This is a genomic window from Pantoea piersonii (assembly GCF_003612015.1).
In the GTDB taxonomy this organism is placed as follows: Bacteria; Pseudomonadota; Gammaproteobacteria; order Enterobacterales; family Enterobacteriaceae; genus Pantoea; species Pantoea piersonii.
This window is the reverse complement of sequence record NZ_RARB01000003.1, coordinates 227,293-245,685: the sequence shown is the minus strand read 5'-3', so window position 1 is coordinate 245,685 and position 18,393 is coordinate 227,293. Positions and strand designations below refer to the sequence as shown.

Here is an 18,393-nt window from a genome sequence, read left to right as displayed (position 1 = left end):
GCGCCTAAGATATATCATGAGTAATCTGAGCCTCTCAAATGAGAATCATTTCTGACATTCTTACGCATTGACGTCCGCAGCCGGCGACGCTGACCGGCTTCGTAAAAGGAGAACCTATGCATTCCGACAACAGAGCGTCCCGAAGCCGCGCGCCGCAGCGCGTGCGCAACGAGCTGCGTTTTCGCCATATCACCGTCGCCAGCAAAACGCTGGTTGCGGGTGAATTCTGGCGCGTCACCTTTCACGGCAGCGATCTGGCAGGCTTTAATTCGCCGGGCTTTGACGACCATATCAAGCTCTTTTTCCCGCAGAACAGTGACGACGCGCTGCAGTTGCCGCAGATGACCGATGAAGGCATCGTCTGGCCGAATGGGGCGCGTCCGCCAGCGCGCGACTATACGCCGCTCGCCTTTGACGGCGAAGCGTTGCTAACGCTCGATTTTTACATCCACGACGGCGGCGTCGCCAGCAACTGGGCGCAGCAGGCGAAAGAGGGCGATCGGCTCATTATGGGCGGCCCGCGCGGCTCGCTGGTGGTACCGACCGACTACGGTTTTCAGCTCTATGTCTGCGATGAAACCGGCCTGCCTGCCTTTAAGCGCCGTCAGGCGACTATCGAGGCGCAGGAGCTGCATCTGTTCGCCTGCGTAGATGAAGCGACCGGGCGCGACTATCTGCCGGATCTGAGCGGGGTGAATGCCCACTGGCTTGGTAGCGGCGCGGCAGAGGCGAATAAACTCGACGCGCTCATCGCCGCGCTGGATAACATCGCCGTTCCGTCGTCAGATTACTTTATCTGGCTGACCGGCGAAGGCGACTTCGCGAAAGCGCTCGGCGACTACTTTGTCGAGCGCCGCGGCCTGGATGGTACCTTTGTGCGCGCCGTCGCTTACTGGCACGCGAAATAAGCTGCCGCCGCCGCCCGTGTTGAATTTTGCCAGGCGGCGGACTACTATCTTCCTCCCGACCATACTCCCCCTTCAGGCAGGCAATGAAACAGGATCCGGCTTTCTCGTGTCATCAGGATTCCCCCGCGCGCGGTGGCTGCGGCGGTCGCCGTAAACGTCGTGAGAAGATGCTGGATGCCAGCGATATCCGCCTGTTAATGCTGCACTTTCTGGCGCAAAACGATGCGCATGGCTACGAGCTGATCAAATCAATCGAAGAGCTTTCCAAAGGGGAATACTCTCCCAGCCCCGGCATTATTTATCCTAACCTGACGCTGCTGGAGGAGATGGACGCTATCCGCGTGGTGGATTCGCAGGCGTCGCGCAAAGCCTATACGCTGAATGCGGCGGGACGTGCGCTGCTGGCAGAACAGCAGGCATCTGTCGAACATATTATCGAGCGTCTCTCCTCGCTGGCTATCCTGGTCAATAACCGCAGCATTCCTGATGTAGATCAAGCAATCCATCGAATTCGTACCGCACTTAATAGCCGTTTGTCGCAGGAAAATATTTCTTCTGAAACACTGGAACAGATAACAGATGCGCTTAACAATGCGGCCGAAAAGATAATAAACATTTGATTTCAAATGTTTTTTAATTTAAAGGTATCGTTAATTCATTGTGTTTCAATATTTAAATAATAAAGTTAAAAATGTTGATAAATATTTGATAAACCAGAATGGTATAGCCGATAAATATAAACGGTAGTTTTCCCTTCTTCATTTCCAGCGCAAAGTTCTCCGTATCGCTTAGTTGCAACACTGGAGAACAACAATGTCTGAAAAACACCATCCTGCTCGCCATGATCTGCGTTCGGCCATCGCGCTATTGCAAAACCTGAAAGGGGAGTTCGTCAGTACCGACACAGAGGTCGATCCGCACGCCGAGCTCTCTGGCGTCTACCGCTATGTTGGCGCAGGCGGCACCTGCGAACGCCCAACGCGTAAAGGGCCCGCTATGATGTTTAACAACATCAAGGGCTTTCCTGGCGTGCGTGTAGTCACAGGCATTATGTCCACGCGTGAACGGGTAGGTCATTTGCTGAACTGCCCGCCGGAAAAACTCGGCTTTCTGCTGCGCGACTCGGTGCATCACGCTGTGGCGCCGGTCATGACGCAGGAAAAACCGCTTTGTCAGGAAGTGGTTCACTATGCTGAAGATCCCGCTTTCGACCTGCGCACGCTGCTTCCTGCGCCGACCAATACCGAAGAGGATGCTGGTCCCTATTTTACTATGGGCATGTGTTACGCCTCGGATCCCGTAACGCACGAATCAGATATCACTATCCATCGTCTCTGCATTCAAAGCCGCGACGAACTGTCGATGTGGCTGACGCCGGGCCGTCATATCGACGCCTTCCGCGAGAAAGCGGAGAAGATGGGGCAGCCGCTGCCGATCTCCATTAGCATCGGCGTCGATCCCGCCATTGAAATCGCGGCCTGCTTTGAACCGCCCACGACGCCGCTTGGTTTCAACGAACTGAGCATCGCCGGTGCGCTGCGTGGTCAGCCGGTAGAACTGGCGCAATGCGTCAGCATCAACGAACGCGCAATTGCCCACGCTGAAATCGTTATTGAAGGCGAACTGCTGCCAAACCTGCGGGTGCGGGAAGATCAAAATACCGATACAGGCAAAGCGATGCCGGAGTTTCCCGGTTATACCGGCGAAGCCAAAGATGCTCTGCCTGTGATTAAAGTGAAAGCGGTGACGCACCGTAAGCAGCCGATTCTGCAAACCACGCTGGGACCGAGCGGCGAACATGTCAGTATGGCGGGTATCCCAACCGAAGCGAGCATTCTCGATATGCTGGATCGCGCTATGCCCGGCCGCGTGCTGAATGTGAATGCGCACACCTCAGGCGGCGGCAAGCTGCTGGCGGTGATTCAGTTTAAGAAATCCTCTGCGGTGGATGAAGGGCGCCAGCGTCAGGCCGCGCTTATCGCCTTTGCCGCGTTTTCCGAACTGAAGCATGTGATCCTGGTCGATGAAGATGTCGATATTTTCGACACGGATGACATTCTGTGGGCGATGCAAACACGCTATCAGGGTGATGTTGACACGCTCACCATTCCCGGCGTGCGCTGCCATCCGCTCGATCCGTCGCAGGTGCCGGCATACAGCCCCACTATCTCGCAGCAGGGCGTCACCTGCAAAACCGTTTTCGACTGCACTGTGCCCTGGCATCTCAAGGCGAACTTTGAGCGATCGAAGTTCAAAGCAGTGGATGTGAAGCGCTTTTTACCCGACTTCGTATAAGCGAGGCTATCGTGAGCAGAAAGCGCATTATTGTCGGCATCAGCGGCGCGTCAGGGTTTCAGTATGGGATGAAGGCGTTGCAGCTGCTGCACGATCAGGATATTGAGGTGCATCTGGTGGTGACTAAAGGTGCAGAGGTCACGCGTGCGATGGAGACCCAGTGGCAGCGGCAGGATGTGACGTCGCTGGCGGATGAGGTACACAGCATCAGCAACTTGGGCGCCTCGATCGCCAGCGGATCTTTTAAAACGCTCGGTATGCTGATTGCGCCCTGTTCAATGAATACGCTGGCCGCAGTGGCGCAAGGGCTGACAGGTAACCTGTTGACGCGCGCGGCGGATGTCATCCTTAAAGAGCGGCGTCGGCTGGTACTGATGGCGCGGGAAACGCCGCTCAATATGACGCATATACGCAATATGCAGTATGTGACGGAGATGGGCGGCATTATCTATCCGCCGGTGCCGGCTTTTTATCAGCAGCCGCAGTCGGTGGACGAGATGGTGCATCACAGCGTGGCGCGCGCGTTAGATCTTTTTGGTTTAGACGTCGGCAATTTGCGTCGCTGGGGCGAACAGCAAGCAATAAAATAAGGAGAATGTCATGGTCACAGGACCTTTCGTTAACGGCAGCGCGGTATTAATTGGCGGCATCGTTGGCGCATGGCTCGGCGATAAAATGCCGGAAAGGCTGCGTGTCTCGCTGCCAATGACGTTTGGGCTCTCTTCAATGGGGCTTGGGATCGTATTAATCGGTAAGATTCACAGCCTGCCGGCGGTTATTCTGGCATTGATTCTGGGAGCGGCTATCGGCGAGCTGTTTTTTCTGGAAGAAAAAATCGGGCGTCTTGGCAACCTGGCCAGAGGGCTGGTGGCGCGCTTTCAACGCAGCGACGGCGGCCTGGATCAGGCGGCTTTTACCGAGCGCTACGTTGCGATTCTGGTGCTGTTTTGCGCCAGCGGAACCGGGATCATCGGCGCGATGACGGAAGGGATGACGCACGATCCCAATATCCTGCTGGTGAAATCAATTATGGATATCTTCACCGCTGCTATATTCGCTACGCTTCTTGGCTATGCGGTGGCCGTTATCGCCGTGCCGCAGCTAATTGTGCAGCTCCTGCTGGCGTCGTGCGCGGTATTGATTATGCCGCATACCAGCCAGGCGATGATGAATGACTTCACCGCGGCGGGAGGATTCGTCATGCTGGCGGCGGGGTTCCGCATTGCTGGGATCAAATCCTTCCCCGTAGCGAATATGCTGCCCGCACTTCTGCTGGTGATGCCGGTTAGCCATCTCTGGACGCACTTTATTCATTAAGATAAGCGGAGGCCTGTGGGGAGCGGAGAGCATATGGATCTCAAACGACTGCACTACTTTTGTACCATCGCGGAACAGGGGTCAATCAGCAAAGCCGCACGATTGCTGAATATGGCGCAGCCGCCGCTCGGCAAACGGCTTCAGGAGCTGGAAGAGGAGATTGGATCGCCGCTGTTTCTACGCACGCCGCGTAAAATGGTGCTGACCGAAGCCGGTACCTTTCTTTACCGTCAGGCTTGCGACATTCTCAGCAAGGTCAACAGCCTGAAGCGTGAAACCATCACTATTGCCACGCGTAAAAAACGCGTGGTTAATATTGGCGTTTCCTATCTCTATTTACGCTTTTTCAATCCGGTTCTGATGGATTACTACCGTAATCGACCAGAGTGGGATATCAACGTTGTCGTCTCAGACTCCAGCCATCTGGAAGAGATGCTGCTGGAACATACTCTTGATATTGCGCTGATGCAGCTGCCCCACCAGCATAAACAGTGGCATGTGCGCGAGCTGGAACCGATTGACACCGTAGTAGTCCTCTCCACGCGTTACGCAGAAAACCTGGCGGGAAAAGCGCTGAAATTTAGCGATCTGAACGGTATTCCGCTGATTTTGCTGCACCGCATCGGCGGGGAGGGCACCTATGAAATTCTGCGCAGCACGCTCTTCGACCAGCTGTCGCAGGTCAATATCAGCATGAAGGTTTCTGAGCCAAAGCTTATTATGGAAATGATGGAGCTGGGCTTTAACGGCGCGGCTTTTATTCCGCGCTCTGAGTACGTTCCCAGCGCGCAAGGGCGCTATCTTGCCTGCCCGCTGGTGCATCCGCTCGCGATCTATACGCCAGCAATTGTCACGCTTAGTACCGCCCGCGACCGGTTACTGTGGCCGCTGGAGCATGAGCTGCCGGAAGAGTAGCAATTTAACCTGCATCCTTTTTCTTCTTATCCAGATGTCCCAGCGAACGCTCCGGGAAGCAGACGTCGCGCACGCGCTGCTTCAGCGCCGCCGCGTCTGGAAAGCCGCCGTCGCGCTTACGCTCCCAGAGGATTTCATCATTAATGGTGATCACGAAAATCCCGCCGGTCCCGGGCCGGAGCGTGACTGCCGCCAGATCGTCTGCGAAGGTATGCAAAAGTTCCTGCGCCATCCAGGCGGAGCGCAGCAGCCAGTTACACTGCGTGCAGTAGTGGATAGTGATGGTGGGTTTCTCAGTCATGGCAATGTTCCAGCGTGGCAGTAGTCAATGACGTAAAGCGCAGATTAGCAAATTGTGCGGTACAAGATACATCTTAATCTGCACCTAGTTGATAATGATTCCCACTTGCATTACAGTCCTTGCGAAATTACTTATAATAAAAACGGCGTTTCTGTTTACGGTTTTATGTGCGAAGCCGTAGTCTGATTACTGATAGCAAGTAAGTGAGCAAATACTAACATTTATAAAGGTATTTGCGCTTATGTCTTCAATGTTTCAGGGATTGACCCAACAGCGGCTCTGTAAAATTGCGCTGCTGGCCTCTTCAGTTCACGTAGCCTGCGGCTATGCCGACAGCGACACAATTGCCGCTGAAAAAAACAGCAGCGAGCCTGTGATGACCGTTACCGCACCGAAACCTGACGCGGGAAATAAAACCACTCTTACCGCTGATGACCTTCAAAAACGCGGGGCGAACGATTTCGGCTCTATTATGCGTTACGAGCCGTTAATCAGCGCCAACGGAGCGGCAGGCGGCTCTTCAGTAGGTAAAAGCGGCTTCGACCGCGCAGGCTACACTGGCTACAACATTCGCGGTCTGGAGAGCAATCGCGTCGGACTCGACGTTGACGGCATTCCGCTGCCGGACGCGACAGGCCGCCCCTATGTCAGCCGCGTCGGCAATAATACTTTTGGTATTGGTCGCGGCGACTATATCGATCCCTATATGTTCGGCAGCATAGATATTGAAAAGGGTGCAACGGCGGTCAGCCAGCCTAACACCGCTATCGGCGGTAACGTCTCTTTCCATAACAAAAGCGCCGATGACTACCTGAGCAGCAGCAAACACACCTATTTCGGCTATCAGAGCGACTACGACTCCTCTAACCGCAGCTGGCACAACGGCATCACGGCGGCAGCGGGCGACGACGAGCTGCGCGGGGTGTTCGTCTACAGCCGCCGTGACGGTCAGGAAACCAGAAACAACAGCGGCGTGAAAGCATCTTATCCGGCCAACTGGCACTCTGATGCCTTTATGACCTCAGGCATCTGGCAGCCGAACGATCGGCATAAGCTGAGCGCCACTTTTGACTACTACCAAAAAACTAACCATACCCACTACGATGGCTGGAACAGTGCCGGCACTGCCATCTGGGGTACCACGCAGCAGCAGAGCGATACGCGCCGCTTCGGCGTCAGCCTCGGGGATGAGTGGACGCCTTACAATGACCTGCTTGATACGCTGACCACGCGTCTCTACTGGCAGAAAACCGAGTCGCACGACAACACCTGGATGCCGAGCAGCGCCAGCGCTTATAAAAGGGTCTGGTCGGACTACAACACCGATAGCCTGGGCTTTGACACGCGCGCCACTAAAACCCTGGGCCGTCATGAACTGAGCGCCGGTATTAACGCCCGTACGGAAAAAAACGAGCGTCCGTTCCGCTCTACCTCAACCTCGTCGTATGGTAACGCTGGCGCGATTATGCAGCCGCAGGCCGACAGTCGCAGCTATACCGTAGCGGGCTACGTCCAGGACAAAATCAATTTCGACCTCGCCAGCCATAACTTCGCGGTGATCCCCGGCGCGCGCGTAATGTACCAGAACACCAAACCGCGCGACCTCTCCGATCTCGCCTCCGGCAGCAGCGTGCTGACCGCAGAACAGCTGGAAGCGCTTTACGGCTCCGGCAGCAGCGATACTAAGGTATTGCCGTCGCTCACCTTCCAGTACGATCTGACGCCAGCGCTGATCACTTACCTGCAATACAAGCGTGGCGTGCAGTTCCCGACCGCCAGCCAGCTTTACGGCTCATGGAATATGGGCGCCAGCTATGCGGGCACTGCCCAGTATGCCTTGATCGGCAACACGGACCTGAAAACAGAAACCAGCAATAATATTGAATGGGGTCTGAAAGGTCAGGTAACGGAAGGCGTCACGGTGAATACCTCGCTGTTCTACAACCAGTACAAAAACTTTATCGCCTACACCCGCTACACCCGCTCTGGCAACCCTGACAAATTTGTTAACGTGCCGAGCAATATCTACACCTCTTTCCAGGCGGAGAACCGCGATAAAGCTTATATCTACGGCGCCGAACTGACGACCAAAGTTAACTTTGGCACCTGGTTCCAGCCGGTCGACGGGCTGAGCGCCACCTTTGCGCTGGGCTATAACGAAGGGAAGTCAAAATCGAACTACACGGGCGACAAATATGTCGATCTCGACAGCGTCGCGCCGCTGAAGGCGATCGTCGGCCTGGCGTGGGACGATGCGCAGCGCGGCTATGGCGCCGCCGTTACCGCAACCTTTGTTAAAGGCAAGCGCGCCACTGAGACCAACCGCGAAAGCTACAAAAATACAGGCACGGCGATTACCGACTCCACCAGCGAATATATGCGCGTGCCGGGCTATGGCATGGTGGATGCTACCGCTTACTGGCAGGTTGCGAAAAATGTCCGGCTGAGCGGCGGCGTCTATAACCTGACCGACCGCAAATACTGGGATTACACCAGCAGCCGCCAGCTGACCACCGACACGGCGCAGGATCGCAACGATGTGGCGCTGGCGGTAATGCCGGGCCGTACGTATCAACTGGGCGTTAACGTCGAATTTTAATCACTCGTCCGCCCTGCGCAGGCGCAGGGCGCTTTTCTGAAGGGAGTAGTGCGCAATGAACCCACTTTGGCAGCAGTACCAGCTAGCGAAAAGCGAACATCCGAAAAAATATGCCCGCGACCTGGCGGCCCTGATGGGCGTCAGCGAAGCCGAGCTGTGCCACGCCCGCGTCGGCCATGAGGCGCAGCCGCTGAAGCCGCAGTTTCGCGAGCTGATGCTGGCGCTGGAAGCGGTTGGCGAAACGAAAAATATCACCCGCAATGCTTATGCGGTGCATGAGCACCTCGGCCATTACCAGAACGTCAGGCTGGGCGACCACGCCGGGCTGGTGCTTAATCCACGCGCGCTCGACCTGCGTTTTTTCCCTGACCAGTGGCGCAGCGCTTTCTTTCTGCGCGAGCAGAGCGCGCGCGGCGAGCGGCAGAGTATCCAGATCTTTGACCGTTACGGCGACGCGGTGCTGAAAATCTACGCCACCGACCATACCGATATGAACGCCTGGCAGGTGCTGATTGCGCGCTTTGTTGATAACGCGCCCGCCGCGCTGAGAGTCGAGGCGGCGGAGGCAGCTAATTTCGCCTGCGATTTCGACGCCGCCGCCCTGGACAGCGAGTGGCGCGCCATGACTGACGTGCACCAGTTTTTCCGGTTGCTGAAACGCCATAACGTTTCGCGGCTGCAGGCGTTCCGCGCGGCGGGAGACGATCTGGCGTGGCGTGTCGACAACAACTCGCTGGCACGTCTGCTGACGCAGGTGCAGGAGGAGGGCAATGAAATTATGATTTTCGTCGGCAATCGGGGCTGCACGCAAATCTTTACCGGCGCGCTGGAAAAGCTCGTGCCGACAGGAAACTGGCTCAACGTATTCAATTCAAACTTTACGCTGCATCTGATGGCGGATCGCATCCATGAGAGCTGGGTGACGCGCAAACCGAGCGGCGACGGCTTCGTCACCAGCCTGGAGCTGTTCGCCGCTGACGGTACGCAGATCGCACAGCTCTACGGCCAGCGCAGCGAAGGCACGCCGGAGCAAACGCGCTGGCGCGAGCAGGTGACTTCGCTGAGCGCGGCGGGAGAGGCGGCATGAAACGGCTGATCCCCTGGCTGCTGTTGCTGGCGCTGCCGACGTTCGCAGCGGAGCGCATTATCTCTATCGGCGGCGACGTCACGCAGATCGTCTATGCGCTGGGGGGCCAGCAGGCGCTGGTGGCGCGCGACAGCACCAGTCAGCATCCGGCGCTGGCGAAGCGTCTGCCGAATATCGGCTATATGCGTCAGCTCAACGCCGAAGGCATCCTGGCGCTAGAGCCGACGCTGGTGCTGAGCAGTGCGCAGGCGAAACCCTCGCTGGCGCTGCAGCAGATCGCTCAGACGGGCGTAAAGGTGGTGGAAGTCACCGGCGAGAACAGCCTCAAGGCTATCCCGGAAAAAATCACCACCATCGGTAAGGCGCTGCATCGCGATGAGGAGGCGCAGGCGCTGGCGGATCGGGTTAACCGGACGCTGGCGACGCTGCCGAATCGGCCGCTGCCGGTCAGGGTGCTGTTTATTATGACGCACAGCGGCATGAAGTCGCTGGCGGCAGGCAGGGATACCGCCGCCGACGGCGCTATCCGCAGCGCAGGCTTAATCAACGCGATGGGAACGATGCCGCATTATCAGACGCTGTCGCAGGAGGGCATTATCGCCGCCGCGCCGGATCTGGTGGTTATCGGCAGCGACGGGCTGAAAACCTTAGGCGATGAAGAGAAGGTGTGGCGACTGCCTGGCCTGGCACTGACGCCCGCAGGCCAGCATAAAAACCTGCTGGTGATCGATGAGATGGCGCTGCTCGGCTTTGGTCTGGATACGCCGGGCGCGATCGTTAAGCTGCGTAAAGCGGCGGAAGCGGCACGCCATGGCTAACCCGACCGCGTTGCGCTGGCTGACACTGATGCTGCTTAGCATGCTGGCGGCGATGGCGATAGCGGCGAATCTGGGCGCGATAAGGCTCTCGCTGCGCGCGCTGTGGCAGGCGCCGCTCAGCGATATGGTCTGGCAGATCTGGCTGAATATTCGCCTGCCGCGCGTGCTGCTGGCGGTGCTGATCGGCATGGCGCTGGCGGTTTCCGGCGCGGTGATGCAGGGGCTGTTTCGCAACCCGCTCGCCGACCCCGGCCTGCTCGGCATCAGCAGCGGTGCGGGGCTGGCAGTAGCCATCGCCATTAGCCTGCCGCTGGCGCTGCCGCCGCTGCTGGCGCTCTGGTTGCCGACCCTGGCGGCCTTTCTCGGTAGCCTGGCGGTGATGGCGCTGATCTTCAGCCTCAGTCGGCTGGCGCTGGGCAATCTGGCGCGTCTGCTGCTGGTGGGCATCGCGATTAACGCGCTGTGCAGCTCGGTGGTGGGGGTGCTCTCCTGGCTGAGCAACGACCAGCAGCTGCGCCAGCTGTCGCTGTGGGGAATGGGCAGCATGAGCCAGGCGCAGTGGCCGATGCTGGCGGTGTGTGCCGCCTTTATCCTTCCGTCGCTGCTGCTGACCCTGCTTCGCGCGCGCCATCTCAATCTGCTGCAGCTGGGCGAAGAGGATGCCCACTATATGGGGATTGATGTCAGACGCACGCAGCGGCAGCTGCTGGTGCTGAGCGCGCTGCTGGTGGGCGCGGCGGTTTCGGTAAGCGGCATTATCGGCTTCGTCGGCTTAGTGGTGCCGCACATGATGCGCTTCTGTCTCGGCAGCGATCATCGCTGGATGCTGCCAGGTTCGGCGCTGGCGGGCGCCATCCTGCTGCTGCTGGCGGATACGCTGGCGCGCACGATAGTGGTGCCTGCCGAAATGCCGGTGGGCCTGTTGACCAGCATGCTGGGCGGTCCCTGGTTTCTCTGGCTGATCCTGCGCCAGCAGCGAGGAGTGGAATAGTGGAACAGTTAGAGGCGCGCAACCTGCGCTATTCACGCGGCGGCAGGCTGCTGATCGATTCGCTGGATCTGTCGCTGGTGCCGGGCGAACTGGTGGCGCTGATCGGCCCGAACGGCGCAGGTAAGTCGACGCTGCTGCGTATGCTGACCGGCTTTCTGACGCCCGATTACGGCGAGTGTCGGCTGGGCGACAGGCCTTTAACCGAGTGGCCGCGCGCGAAGCTGGCGCAGCGGCGCGCGGTAATGCGCCAGCAGAATCCGGTCGCCTTCTCTTTGCCCGCCGCCGCCGTGGTGGCGATGGGCCGCGCGCCTTGGTCTGGCGGGGATACGCAAGCCGTGGTCGAAGAGGTGATGGCGTTGACCGACTGCGGAAAACTGGCCGAACGCGACTACCGACAGCTCTCCGGCGGCGAACAGCAGCGGGTGCAGCTGGCGCGCGTGCTGGCGCAGCTCTGGCAGGATGGCGCGCCGCGCGGCTGGCTGTTTCTGGATGAGCCGACCTCGGCGCTCGATCTCTTCTGGCAGCAGCAGGCGCTGCGCCTGCTGCATCGGCTTTCGCGCCAGAAGGATTTTAGCGTGTGCATTGTGCTGCACGATCTTAACCTCGCCGCGCTCTGGGCCGATCGCATTTTGCTGCTGCATCAGGGCAGGTTAGTGGCGCAAGGCCCGGCGCAGGCGGTGATGACCGAAGAGACGCTGACGCGCTGGTACCGGGCAGAGCTGCGCGTTTCTCCTGACCCTGAGAGCGGCAGACCAGGCATCCGGCTGCGTGCCTGAAGCCGTTTGGCTTACTATTCATAACGTTAGCTTTTAACGGCGCGCCGATTTTCGACCATACTTTCTACTCTGAATCCACTAACAGGGAAGCAAAATATGAACGATGCATTAGATCAGGCCGCCGAACAGCTTGGCGAGCGGCTTCTCTCCTCTGAGTGGCGGTTAGCGACCGCCGAGTCCTGCACCGCCGGCTTGATCAGCATGACGCTGGCGAAGGTAGCAAACAGCGGCAACTTCTATACCAGCGGCTTCGTCACCTACAGCGATAATGCGAAAAGCCAGCTGCTGGGCGTCCGGCCGGAGACGCTTGAAGAGCATACCGCCGTCAGCGAACAGACTGCGCGCGAGATGGCGATCGGCGCGCGCGAACGTTCCGGCGAGCCGGTCAGCCTGTCGATTACCGGCTATGCCGGGCCAGACGGCGGCGAAGACGGCACGCCAGCGGGCACTATCTGGTTTGGCTGGACCCTGCCTGACGGCAGCGTGGTGGCTGAGATGCGACGCTTCGAGGGCGAGCCGAAATCGGTGATGGAGCAGGGCGCGCAGTTCGCGCTGGAGCGTCTTGCGGTGCTGCTGCGCGACGCCGCCCTGCATCAGAACGCTTAACGACAGTCGACGATCAGGCGGCCGCGCACCTTGCCGTCCAGCAGATCCTGCGCGCCCTGTTTCGCTTCGCTGAGCGGAATTAGCGTAGTGAGCTGCGTCAGAATATCGTCATTCAGCAGTTCCCCGAGCCGCTGCCACGCCTGCTGACGCAGCGGTTTCGGGCACATTACGCTGTCGACGCCGGTGAGCGTCACGCCGCGCAGAATAAAGGGCGCGACGCTGGCGGGCAGATCCAGACCCTGCGCCATGCCGCAGGCAGCTACCACGCCGTCTCGCTGGGTTGAGGCCAGCACGTTGCTCAGCGTATGGCTGCCGACGCTGTCGATGGCGGCCGCCCAGCGCTCTTTCGCCAGTGGTTTGCCTGGCTGTGACAGCTCACTGCGGTCGATAACCGAACGCGCGCCGAGGGTGTCGATCAGATAGCTCTCGTCGCTGGCGCGTCCGCTGGCGGCAATCACTTCAAACCCCAGGCGCGCCAGCAGGCTGACGCTGAAGCTGCCGACGCCGCCGCTGGCGCCGGTGACCAGTACCGGACCGCGCTCGGGCGTGACGCCCTGTTTCTCCAGTGCCATCACGCACAGCATCGCGGTCAAACCCGCGGTGCCTATCGCCATGGTCTGCAGCGGGCTCAGGGTGGCAGGCACTTCCACCAGCCAGTCGCCAGGGACGCTCGCCTTCTGCGCCAGACCACCCCACTGTTTCTCGCCAACGCCCCAGCCGGTAAGCAGCGCCACATCGTCCAGCTGCCACTCCGCATGTCGGCTGGCGGTGACGCGGCCGACGAAATCGATGCCCGGCACCATAGGGAACTGCCGCACGATCGGCCCTTTATTGCAGATGGCCAGCGCGTCTTTATAGTTCAGCGTGGACCAGGCGACGTCGAGGGTGACGTCATGGTCGGGCAGCTGGGATTCGTTGAGATCTTTCAGGTTGGTGCGGTAGCCTTGCTCATCATTTTCAATGACTAATGCTTTAAACATGCAGCCTCCGGCAATGGGGAATGTGCCGGTCAGTCTACTCTTCTGCGGCGGGAAGGGGTAGAGAAGGGGCACCTGACGCCGGGGGATGCTGGCTGTTGCATAATATTTCATAAAGCAAAGATAATTAAGCACTTATTTGCGGGGTGTTGTGTTTAATTATTTAATTATCATGGTGTTATGTAATTCTTTTTCGCAAGCTTATTTACTTTTCCCGGGTTGTTCCCGCGCGAGAAAAATGACATCATTGCGCCTCTTTTTCGCTGACCCGTTGAGGATGCCGTTATGGTCGCAACAATGCGCAACCGTACTTGTCTCCGCTCGCGTTGCCCTGCGCGCAAGGCGTTCTCCCCGACTATCTTCGCTAAGCATTTCCCGCTCACCATGCGGTGAAGCCAGCTAAACGTTCGCTGTTGGGCATGCGTAAAGACAGACGCGATCTGGCTTTACTGATGTCTATCGGGTGCGGCTTTACCTTTTGCTCTGCCTCCGCCTGACGTTATTCGCCGGGGAATCTTCCCCATTGCCGTGCCTCTGGCACCCACTCATCCTTCACCGTTGGGGATTTGTGTTATGACACCACTGAAAATTGCCGCCAGCGCTGCTGTGGCTCCCAGCCTTACCCTGAATACCGGGCGTGACGTAGTGACGCTGGACAATACCGACTTTACCGACGTGGCGGCAGTGGTCGTCTCGCTGGCCGATACGCGCAGCGGCGTGCTGGCGCTGTTGCGCCATACCGGCTTCAACCTGCCGGTATTTGTCGCCAACGCCTGGGAAGAGGAGGTGCTGCACCTGCCGGGCGTGACCGGCGAACTGGACGGCTCTGCGGAAGCCTGGGCGGCGCTGGAATCGGCCGCGGCGGAGTATGAGGCGAACCTGCTGCCGCCGTTTTTCGACACGCTGACGCGCTACGTCGATATGCAGAACAGCACCTTCGCCTGTCCGGGACACCAGGGCGGGGCCTTTTTCAAAAAGCATCCGGCGGGGCGGCAGTTTTTTGACTTTTACGGCGAGAATCTTTTCCGTTCCGATATGTGCAACGCCGACGTCAAGCTGGGGGATCTGCTTATCCACGAAGGCTCGGCGAAAGATGCGCAGAAGTTCGCGGCGAAAGTGTTTAACGCGGATAAAACTTACTTTGTGCTTAACGGCACCTCCAGCGCCAATAAAGTGGTGACCAACGCCCTGCTGACGCGCGGCGATCTGGTGCTGTTCGACCGCAATAACCATAAGTCGAACCATCATGGCGCGCTGATTCAGGCGGGCGCGACGCCGGTCTATCTGGAGGCGGCGCGTAATCCCTTCGGTTTTATCGGCGGCATCGACGCGCACTGCTTCGACGAGGCCTGGCTGCGTGAACAGATCAAAGAGGTCGCGCCGCAGCGCGCCGGGGAAGCGCGTCCGTTCCGTCTGGCGATTATTCAGCTCGGCACCTACGACGGTACGGTCTATAACGCGCGGCAGGTGGTGGATCGCATCGGACACCTCTGCGATTACATCCTCTTCGACTCGGCATGGCTCGGCTATGAGCAGTTTATTCCAGTGATGGCGGGCACTTCGCCGCTGACGCTGGAGCTGACCGAAAACGATCCGGGCATTTTCGTTACCCAGTCGGTGCACAAGCAGCTGGCGGGCTTTTCGCAGACCTCGCAGATCCATAAAAAAGATAACCATATTCGCGGCCAGAAGCGCTTTTGCCCGCATAAGCGGCTGAATAACGCCTTTATGCTGCACGCCTCTACCAGCCCGTTTTACCCGCTGTTCGCCGCGCTGGACGTAAACGCCAAAATGCACCAGGGCGACGCGGGCCGTCAGCTGTGGCAGTCGTGCGTGACGCTCGGTATCGAGGCGCGCAAGGCGATCCTGGAACGTTGCGAAATGATCCTGCCGTTTGTGCCGGAGCGGGTAAACGGCGAACGCTGGCAGGATGCACCGACGGAAAGCATTGCCAGCGACAGCCGCTACTTCAGCTTTGAGCCGGAGGCGCAATGGCACGGCTTTGCCGGTTACGCGCAGGATCAATATCTGGTCGATCCCTGTAAGCTGCTGCTGACGACGCCGGGCATCGACGCGGCGAGCGGTGAGTACGCCGACTTCGGCATCCCCGCCACCATTCTGGCGAACTATCTGCGCGAAAACGGCATCGTGCCGGAGAAGTGCGATCTTAACTCTATCCTGTTTCTGCTGACGCCAGCGGAGAGCCCGGAGAAGATGGCGCATCTGGTGGCGATGCTGGCGCAGTTTGAACAGCATGTCAGAGAGGATGCGCCGCTGGCGGAGGTGCTGCCGACGATTTATCGCAAGAATCAGGCGCGCTACAAGGGCTATACCCTGCGTCAGCTCTGCCAGGAGATGCACGATCTCTATGTCAGCTTCGGCGTAAAAGATCTGCAAAAGGCGATGTTCCGTCAGAAAAATTTCCCGGCGGTGAAGGTGAATCCGCAGGATGCGCATCAGGCCTATATTCGCGGCGACGTCGAGCTGGTGCCGATCGCGAAAGCCGAAGGGCGTATCGCCGCCGAAGGGGCGCTACCTTATCCTCCTGGCGTGCTCTGCGTGGTGCCGGGCGAAGTCTGGGGCGGCGCGGTGCAGCGCTATTTCCTGGCGCTGGAGGAGGGCATCAACCAGCTGCCGGGGTTCTCGCCGGAGCTGCAGGGCGTGTATACCGAGGATGACGGGCAGGGGCGCAAGCAGCTGGTGGCGAATATGATAGTGGGATAGTGCCCGGCCGGGCGGCGGGGGGCGCCCCACCAGGCGGGGAGCCTCAGCGCAGGTTTCGTTCGCCCGACCGCGGAGGAGCCTCAGCGCAGGTTTCGTTCGCCCAACAGCCGGGCAGTTTCATTTCACCCTCTGCGGGCGACCGAGCAGGGCCGCAAGGCGTCGGCCCTGCACCCGCGCCCTGGGCCAGCTCCGCCGCCCGCTGCGCGGGCCCCTTCGCTTCGTCAGGATTTCTGACGGACCGGCTGGATTCGCCATCCATGGCTCATGCCAGCCTCTTCGCGGCATCCCTGCCGCTCGTCCTGAAATCCCTCCTCCGCTCAGCGGCTGCGATGGCCCTCACCACCCTCGCTGAAAATTCTGTGTTTTTATCAACTGCCTTATTGCTGTAAGCGCGATCAGACAACGCAGTCGTTTATAAAAAATGAGAAATCACAGGCGAGGGTGTGACAGAGGCATCTGACACGCTGAGGCGCGTATGGCGGCGAGGACGAAGAGTCCTGACTCCAGAAGACGCAATCTTATCGCTGCAAGCGCGCATCCTGCATACAGACAACGCAGCCGTTTATAACAAATGAGCAATCGCAGGCAGGGGTGTGACAGAGGCATCCGACACGCTGAGGCGCGCACGGCGGCCAGGATGAGCCGACAGGACGTCGGCGAGAGCGTGGCATGAGACAGGATGTCGAATCCGCGCGGTCCGTAAGGCTGACGTAAACAACGAAGGGACCGCGCGCAGCGCGGCGTGGAGGCTGCCGGAAGCCGGGATTGTTAAGGGGCTGACGAGCCCCTTAACACGCACGCCGGCAGCGCAGCTGCTGAAACTCCCCGACGCCTGGCGGGCGGAACCCGCACAGAGCCGTTCGCGCAGCGAACGCCATGCAAATCACCGGCGGCCGGAACCTGCACAGAGCCAGCCGTTCGCGCAGCGAACGCCAGGCAAACCATCAATACCGCCGATAGCTACGCTGTGCCGTACTCACCTTATAGAGATAGCGCCGCGACTCTGCAGACGGATGCTGCGTCGTCAGGGTGTTATAAACCTGACTCGGCGACATATTATTGATGGTGTTAAAGGCGCGATCCTTATCGCTGGAGAAGACGCGCAGCACGCTGCCTGCACCGCCGTTGTAGGCGGTGATCACCGCATAGCGGCGTGACAGCGGATCCTGAATCCCGCCCAGATAGCTGTTTTGCAGCAGCGACAGGTAGGCGGTGCCCGCGTCAATATTGTTCTCGGGATCGAGCAGATAGCTGCGGCTCGGTTTGCCCCATTTGCCCTTCATACGGAACACATCAACGCCCGCGGTATGCTGCACTACCTGCATCAGGCCTAGCGCGTCGGAATGGCTGACCGCATAGGGGTTAAAGCTCGATTCGGTCTGCATAATCGCCAGGATCAGCGATGCATCAACGCCATACTGCTCAGCGGCTTTACGCACTATCGGCAGATATTTGTGCGCACGCTTGTCGAGGTGGTTAGGCACCATGGGAATAGTGACCGAGTAGATAACATGCAGGCCGGAAACGCGGCGCTGCAGTTTATTTTGCAGCAGATAATCGGCGAAGTTGCCCGCGCGCCCCTGCCAGCGAATCGGCTGGCCGGTATTGTCCAGCACCTGGCCGTAGAGCAGCGGCTCTTTGCTGATCACAATATCGTTGGCGTCGGAGTAGAGATCGACATTGCCCGGATCGTCGCCGATCAGCAGCGTGGTAATGATCGCCTGGCGCAGGCTGGCCATTGGATCGGTACCGGCGATGGTTTCGATGGTGATGTTGCCGCTTTCAAAGTTGATATGGCTGCGGGTGTAATAGTTATCGCTGTATTTGACGTAGTCTTTCGGCCCGGCAATCAGGACTTCGTTAATACCCCAAATGTTCTCGATGTTATGCGCAAACTGGCCCATTAAAATATCGAAGCCGTTGGTGTCCTTTACCCACTCTTCGTGATACTGCGAAGACTTCTTTCCTGAGCAGGAGACCAAAAGCGGAGCGATCACCAGCAGTGCGAGTAATTTCTTATTCATTGTAAATACGTGCCTGACCCGGAAAAGAGAGGGGCCTCAACGCTGAGGCCCTAAA

General features: G+C 58.8%; 16 protein-coding genes. 13 read left to right on the top strand and 3 right to left on the bottom strand.

Annotated features, from left to right (window positions below):
* The first annotated feature begins 116 nt into the window (after nucleotides 1-116).
* The 6 genes from D7S44_RS10590 (at nucleotide 117) to D7S44_RS10565 (ending at nucleotide 5,435) form a co-directional block, all read left to right on the top strand.
* Nucleotides 117-908 carry a siderophore-interacting protein gene (locus D7S44_RS10590; RefSeq protein ID WP_120454642.1) on the top strand — a complete coding sequence of 264 codons (792 nt, stop codon included), beginning with the start codon at nucleotides 117-119 and terminating at the stop codon, nucleotides 906-908.
* Nucleotides 909-991: 83 nt separating this feature from the next.
* Nucleotides 992-1,528 (top strand): PadR family transcriptional regulator, encoded by a 537-nt coding sequence (locus D7S44_RS10585; protein WP_120454640.1) that lies wholly within the window; start codon nucleotides 992-994, stop codon nucleotides 1,526-1,528.
* 193 nt (nucleotides 1,529-1,721) lie between these two features.
* Nucleotides 1,722-3,203 carry a UbiD family decarboxylase gene (locus D7S44_RS10580; RefSeq protein WP_120454638.1) on the top strand — a complete coding sequence of 494 codons (1,482 nt, stop codon included), beginning with the start codon at nucleotides 1,722-1,724 and terminating at the stop codon, nucleotides 3,201-3,203.
* A gap of 11 nt (nucleotides 3,204-3,214) precedes the next feature.
* Nucleotides 3,215-3,793: a UbiX family flavin prenyltransferase gene (locus D7S44_RS10575; RefSeq protein WP_120454636.1), complete on the top strand. Its 579-nt coding sequence runs from the start codon at nucleotides 3,215-3,217 to the stop codon at nucleotides 3,791-3,793.
* A gap of 10 nt (nucleotides 3,794-3,803) precedes the next feature.
* Nucleotides 3,804-4,520: a DUF554 domain-containing protein gene (locus D7S44_RS10570; RefSeq protein ID WP_120454634.1), complete on the top strand. Its 717-nt coding sequence runs from the start codon at nucleotides 3,804-3,806 to the stop codon at nucleotides 4,518-4,520.
* Between the two features lie 33 nt (nucleotides 4,521-4,553).
* On the top strand, nucleotides 4,554-5,435 hold the full coding sequence (locus D7S44_RS10565; RefSeq protein WP_120454632.1) for a LysR family transcriptional regulator: 882 nt from the start codon (nucleotides 4,554-4,556) through the stop codon (nucleotides 5,433-5,435).
* Nucleotides 5,436-5,439: 4 nt separating this feature from the next.
* On the opposite strand, the gene D7S44_RS10560 is transcribed toward D7S44_RS10565, so the two are convergent.
* Nucleotides 5,440-5,736 (bottom strand): Rdx family protein, encoded by a 297-nt coding sequence (locus D7S44_RS10560; protein ID WP_120454630.1) that lies wholly within the window; start codon nucleotides 5,734-5,736, stop codon nucleotides 5,440-5,442.
* A gap of 241 nt (nucleotides 5,737-5,977) precedes the next feature.
* Between D7S44_RS10560 and D7S44_RS10555 the strand changes: the two genes are divergently transcribed.
* The 6 genes from D7S44_RS10555 (at nucleotide 5,978) to D7S44_RS10530 (ending at nucleotide 12,613) form a co-directional block, all read left to right on the top strand.
* Entirely contained in the window at nucleotides 5,978-8,335 is a 2,358-nt protein-coding gene (locus D7S44_RS10555) for a TonB-dependent receptor domain-containing protein (protein ID WP_120454628.1), read from the top strand.
* A 55-nt stretch (nucleotides 8,336-8,390) separates the two neighbouring features.
* Nucleotides 8,391-9,422, top strand: coding sequence for a hemin-degrading factor (locus tag D7S44_RS10550; protein WP_120454627.1), 1,032 nt, complete (start codon nucleotides 8,391-8,393; stop codon nucleotides 9,420-9,422).
* Nucleotides 9,419-10,240, top strand: a complete 822-nt coding sequence (locus D7S44_RS10545) for a heme/hemin ABC transporter substrate-binding protein (protein ID WP_120454625.1) — start codon at nucleotides 9,419-9,421, stop codon at nucleotides 10,238-10,240. The genes D7S44_RS10550 and D7S44_RS10545 overlap by 4 nt, the downstream gene beginning before the upstream one ends.
* Nucleotides 10,233-11,231, top strand: coding sequence for a FecCD family ABC transporter permease (locus D7S44_RS10540; protein WP_120454623.1), 999 nt, complete (start codon nucleotides 10,233-10,235; stop codon nucleotides 11,229-11,231). Before D7S44_RS10545 ends, D7S44_RS10540 begins: the two co-directional genes overlap by 8 nt.
* On the top strand, nucleotides 11,231-12,007 hold the full coding sequence (locus D7S44_RS10535) for a heme ABC transporter ATP-binding protein (RefSeq protein ID WP_371315483.1): 777 nt from the start codon (nucleotides 11,231-11,233) through the stop codon (nucleotides 12,005-12,007). The genes D7S44_RS10540 and D7S44_RS10535 overlap by 1 nt, the downstream gene beginning before the upstream one ends.
* 96 nt (nucleotides 12,008-12,103) lie before the next feature.
* A complete protein-coding gene (locus tag D7S44_RS10530) occupies nucleotides 12,104-12,613 on the top strand; it encodes a CinA family protein (RefSeq protein ID WP_120454619.1) in 510 nt (169 codons plus the stop codon).
* Here the strand turns inward: D7S44_RS10530 and acuI are convergent.
* Nucleotides 12,610-13,593, bottom strand: a complete 984-nt coding sequence (gene acuI / locus D7S44_RS10525) for an acrylyl-CoA reductase (NADPH) (protein ID WP_120454618.1) — start codon at nucleotides 13,591-13,593, stop codon at nucleotides 12,610-12,612. The two genes, D7S44_RS10530 and acuI, sit on opposite strands and share 4 nt — an antisense overlap.
* A gap of 570 nt (nucleotides 13,594-14,163) precedes the next feature.
* Between acuI and D7S44_RS10520 the strand changes: the two genes are divergently transcribed.
* Nucleotides 14,164-16,314, top strand: a complete 2,151-nt coding sequence (locus tag D7S44_RS10520) for an ornithine decarboxylase (protein ID WP_120454616.1) — start codon at nucleotides 14,164-14,166, stop codon at nucleotides 16,312-16,314.
* Nucleotides 16,315-17,258: 944 nt separating this feature from the next.
* On the opposite strand, the gene mltC is transcribed toward D7S44_RS10520, so the two are convergent.
* A complete protein-coding gene (gene mltC / locus D7S44_RS10515) occupies nucleotides 17,259-18,338 on the bottom strand; it encodes a membrane-bound lytic murein transglycosylase MltC (protein WP_120454614.1) in 1,080 nt (359 codons plus the stop codon).
* Nucleotides 18,339-18,393: the final 55 nt, after the last annotated feature.

Coding starts and splice junctions, on each gene's coding strand:
- D7S44_RS10585 (WP_120454640.1), top strand. CDS start 992: ATGAAACAGGATCCGGCTTTCTCGTGTCATCAGGATTCCCCCGCGCGC.
- D7S44_RS10565 (WP_120454632.1), top strand. CDS start 4,554: ATGGATCTCAAACGACTGCACTACTTTTGTACCATCGCGGAACAGGGG.
- mltC (WP_120454614.1), bottom strand. CDS start 18,338: ATGAATAAGAAATTACTCGCACTGCTGGTGATCGCTCCGCTTTTGGTC.
- D7S44_RS10550 (WP_120454627.1), top strand. CDS start 8,391: ATGAACCCACTTTGGCAGCAGTACCAGCTAGCGAAAAGCGAACATCCG.
- D7S44_RS10555 (WP_120454628.1), top strand. CDS start 5,978: ATGTCTTCAATGTTTCAGGGATTGACCCAACAGCGGCTCTGTAAAATT.
- acuI (WP_120454618.1), bottom strand. CDS start 13,593: ATGTTTAAAGCATTAGTCATTGAAAATGATGAGCAAGGCTACCGCACC.
- D7S44_RS10520 (WP_120454616.1), top strand. CDS start 14,164: ATGACACCACTGAAAATTGCCGCCAGCGCTGCTGTGGCTCCCAGCCTT.
- D7S44_RS10530 (WP_120454619.1), top strand. CDS start 12,104: ATGAACGATGCATTAGATCAGGCCGCCGAACAGCTTGGCGAGCGGCTT.
- D7S44_RS10545 (WP_120454625.1), top strand. CDS start 9,419: ATGAAACGGCTGATCCCCTGGCTGCTGTTGCTGGCGCTGCCGACGTTC.
- D7S44_RS10580 (WP_120454638.1), top strand. CDS start 1,722: ATGTCTGAAAAACACCATCCTGCTCGCCATGATCTGCGTTCGGCCATC.
- D7S44_RS10590 (WP_120454642.1), top strand. CDS start 117: ATGCATTCCGACAACAGAGCGTCCCGAAGCCGCGCGCCGCAGCGCGTG.
- D7S44_RS10540 (WP_120454623.1), top strand. CDS start 10,233: ATGGCTAACCCGACCGCGTTGCGCTGGCTGACACTGATGCTGCTTAGC.
- D7S44_RS10560 (WP_120454630.1), bottom strand. CDS start 5,736: ATGACTGAGAAACCCACCATCACTATCCACTACTGCACGCAGTGTAAC.
- D7S44_RS10570 (WP_120454634.1), top strand. CDS start 3,804: ATGGTCACAGGACCTTTCGTTAACGGCAGCGCGGTATTAATTGGCGGC.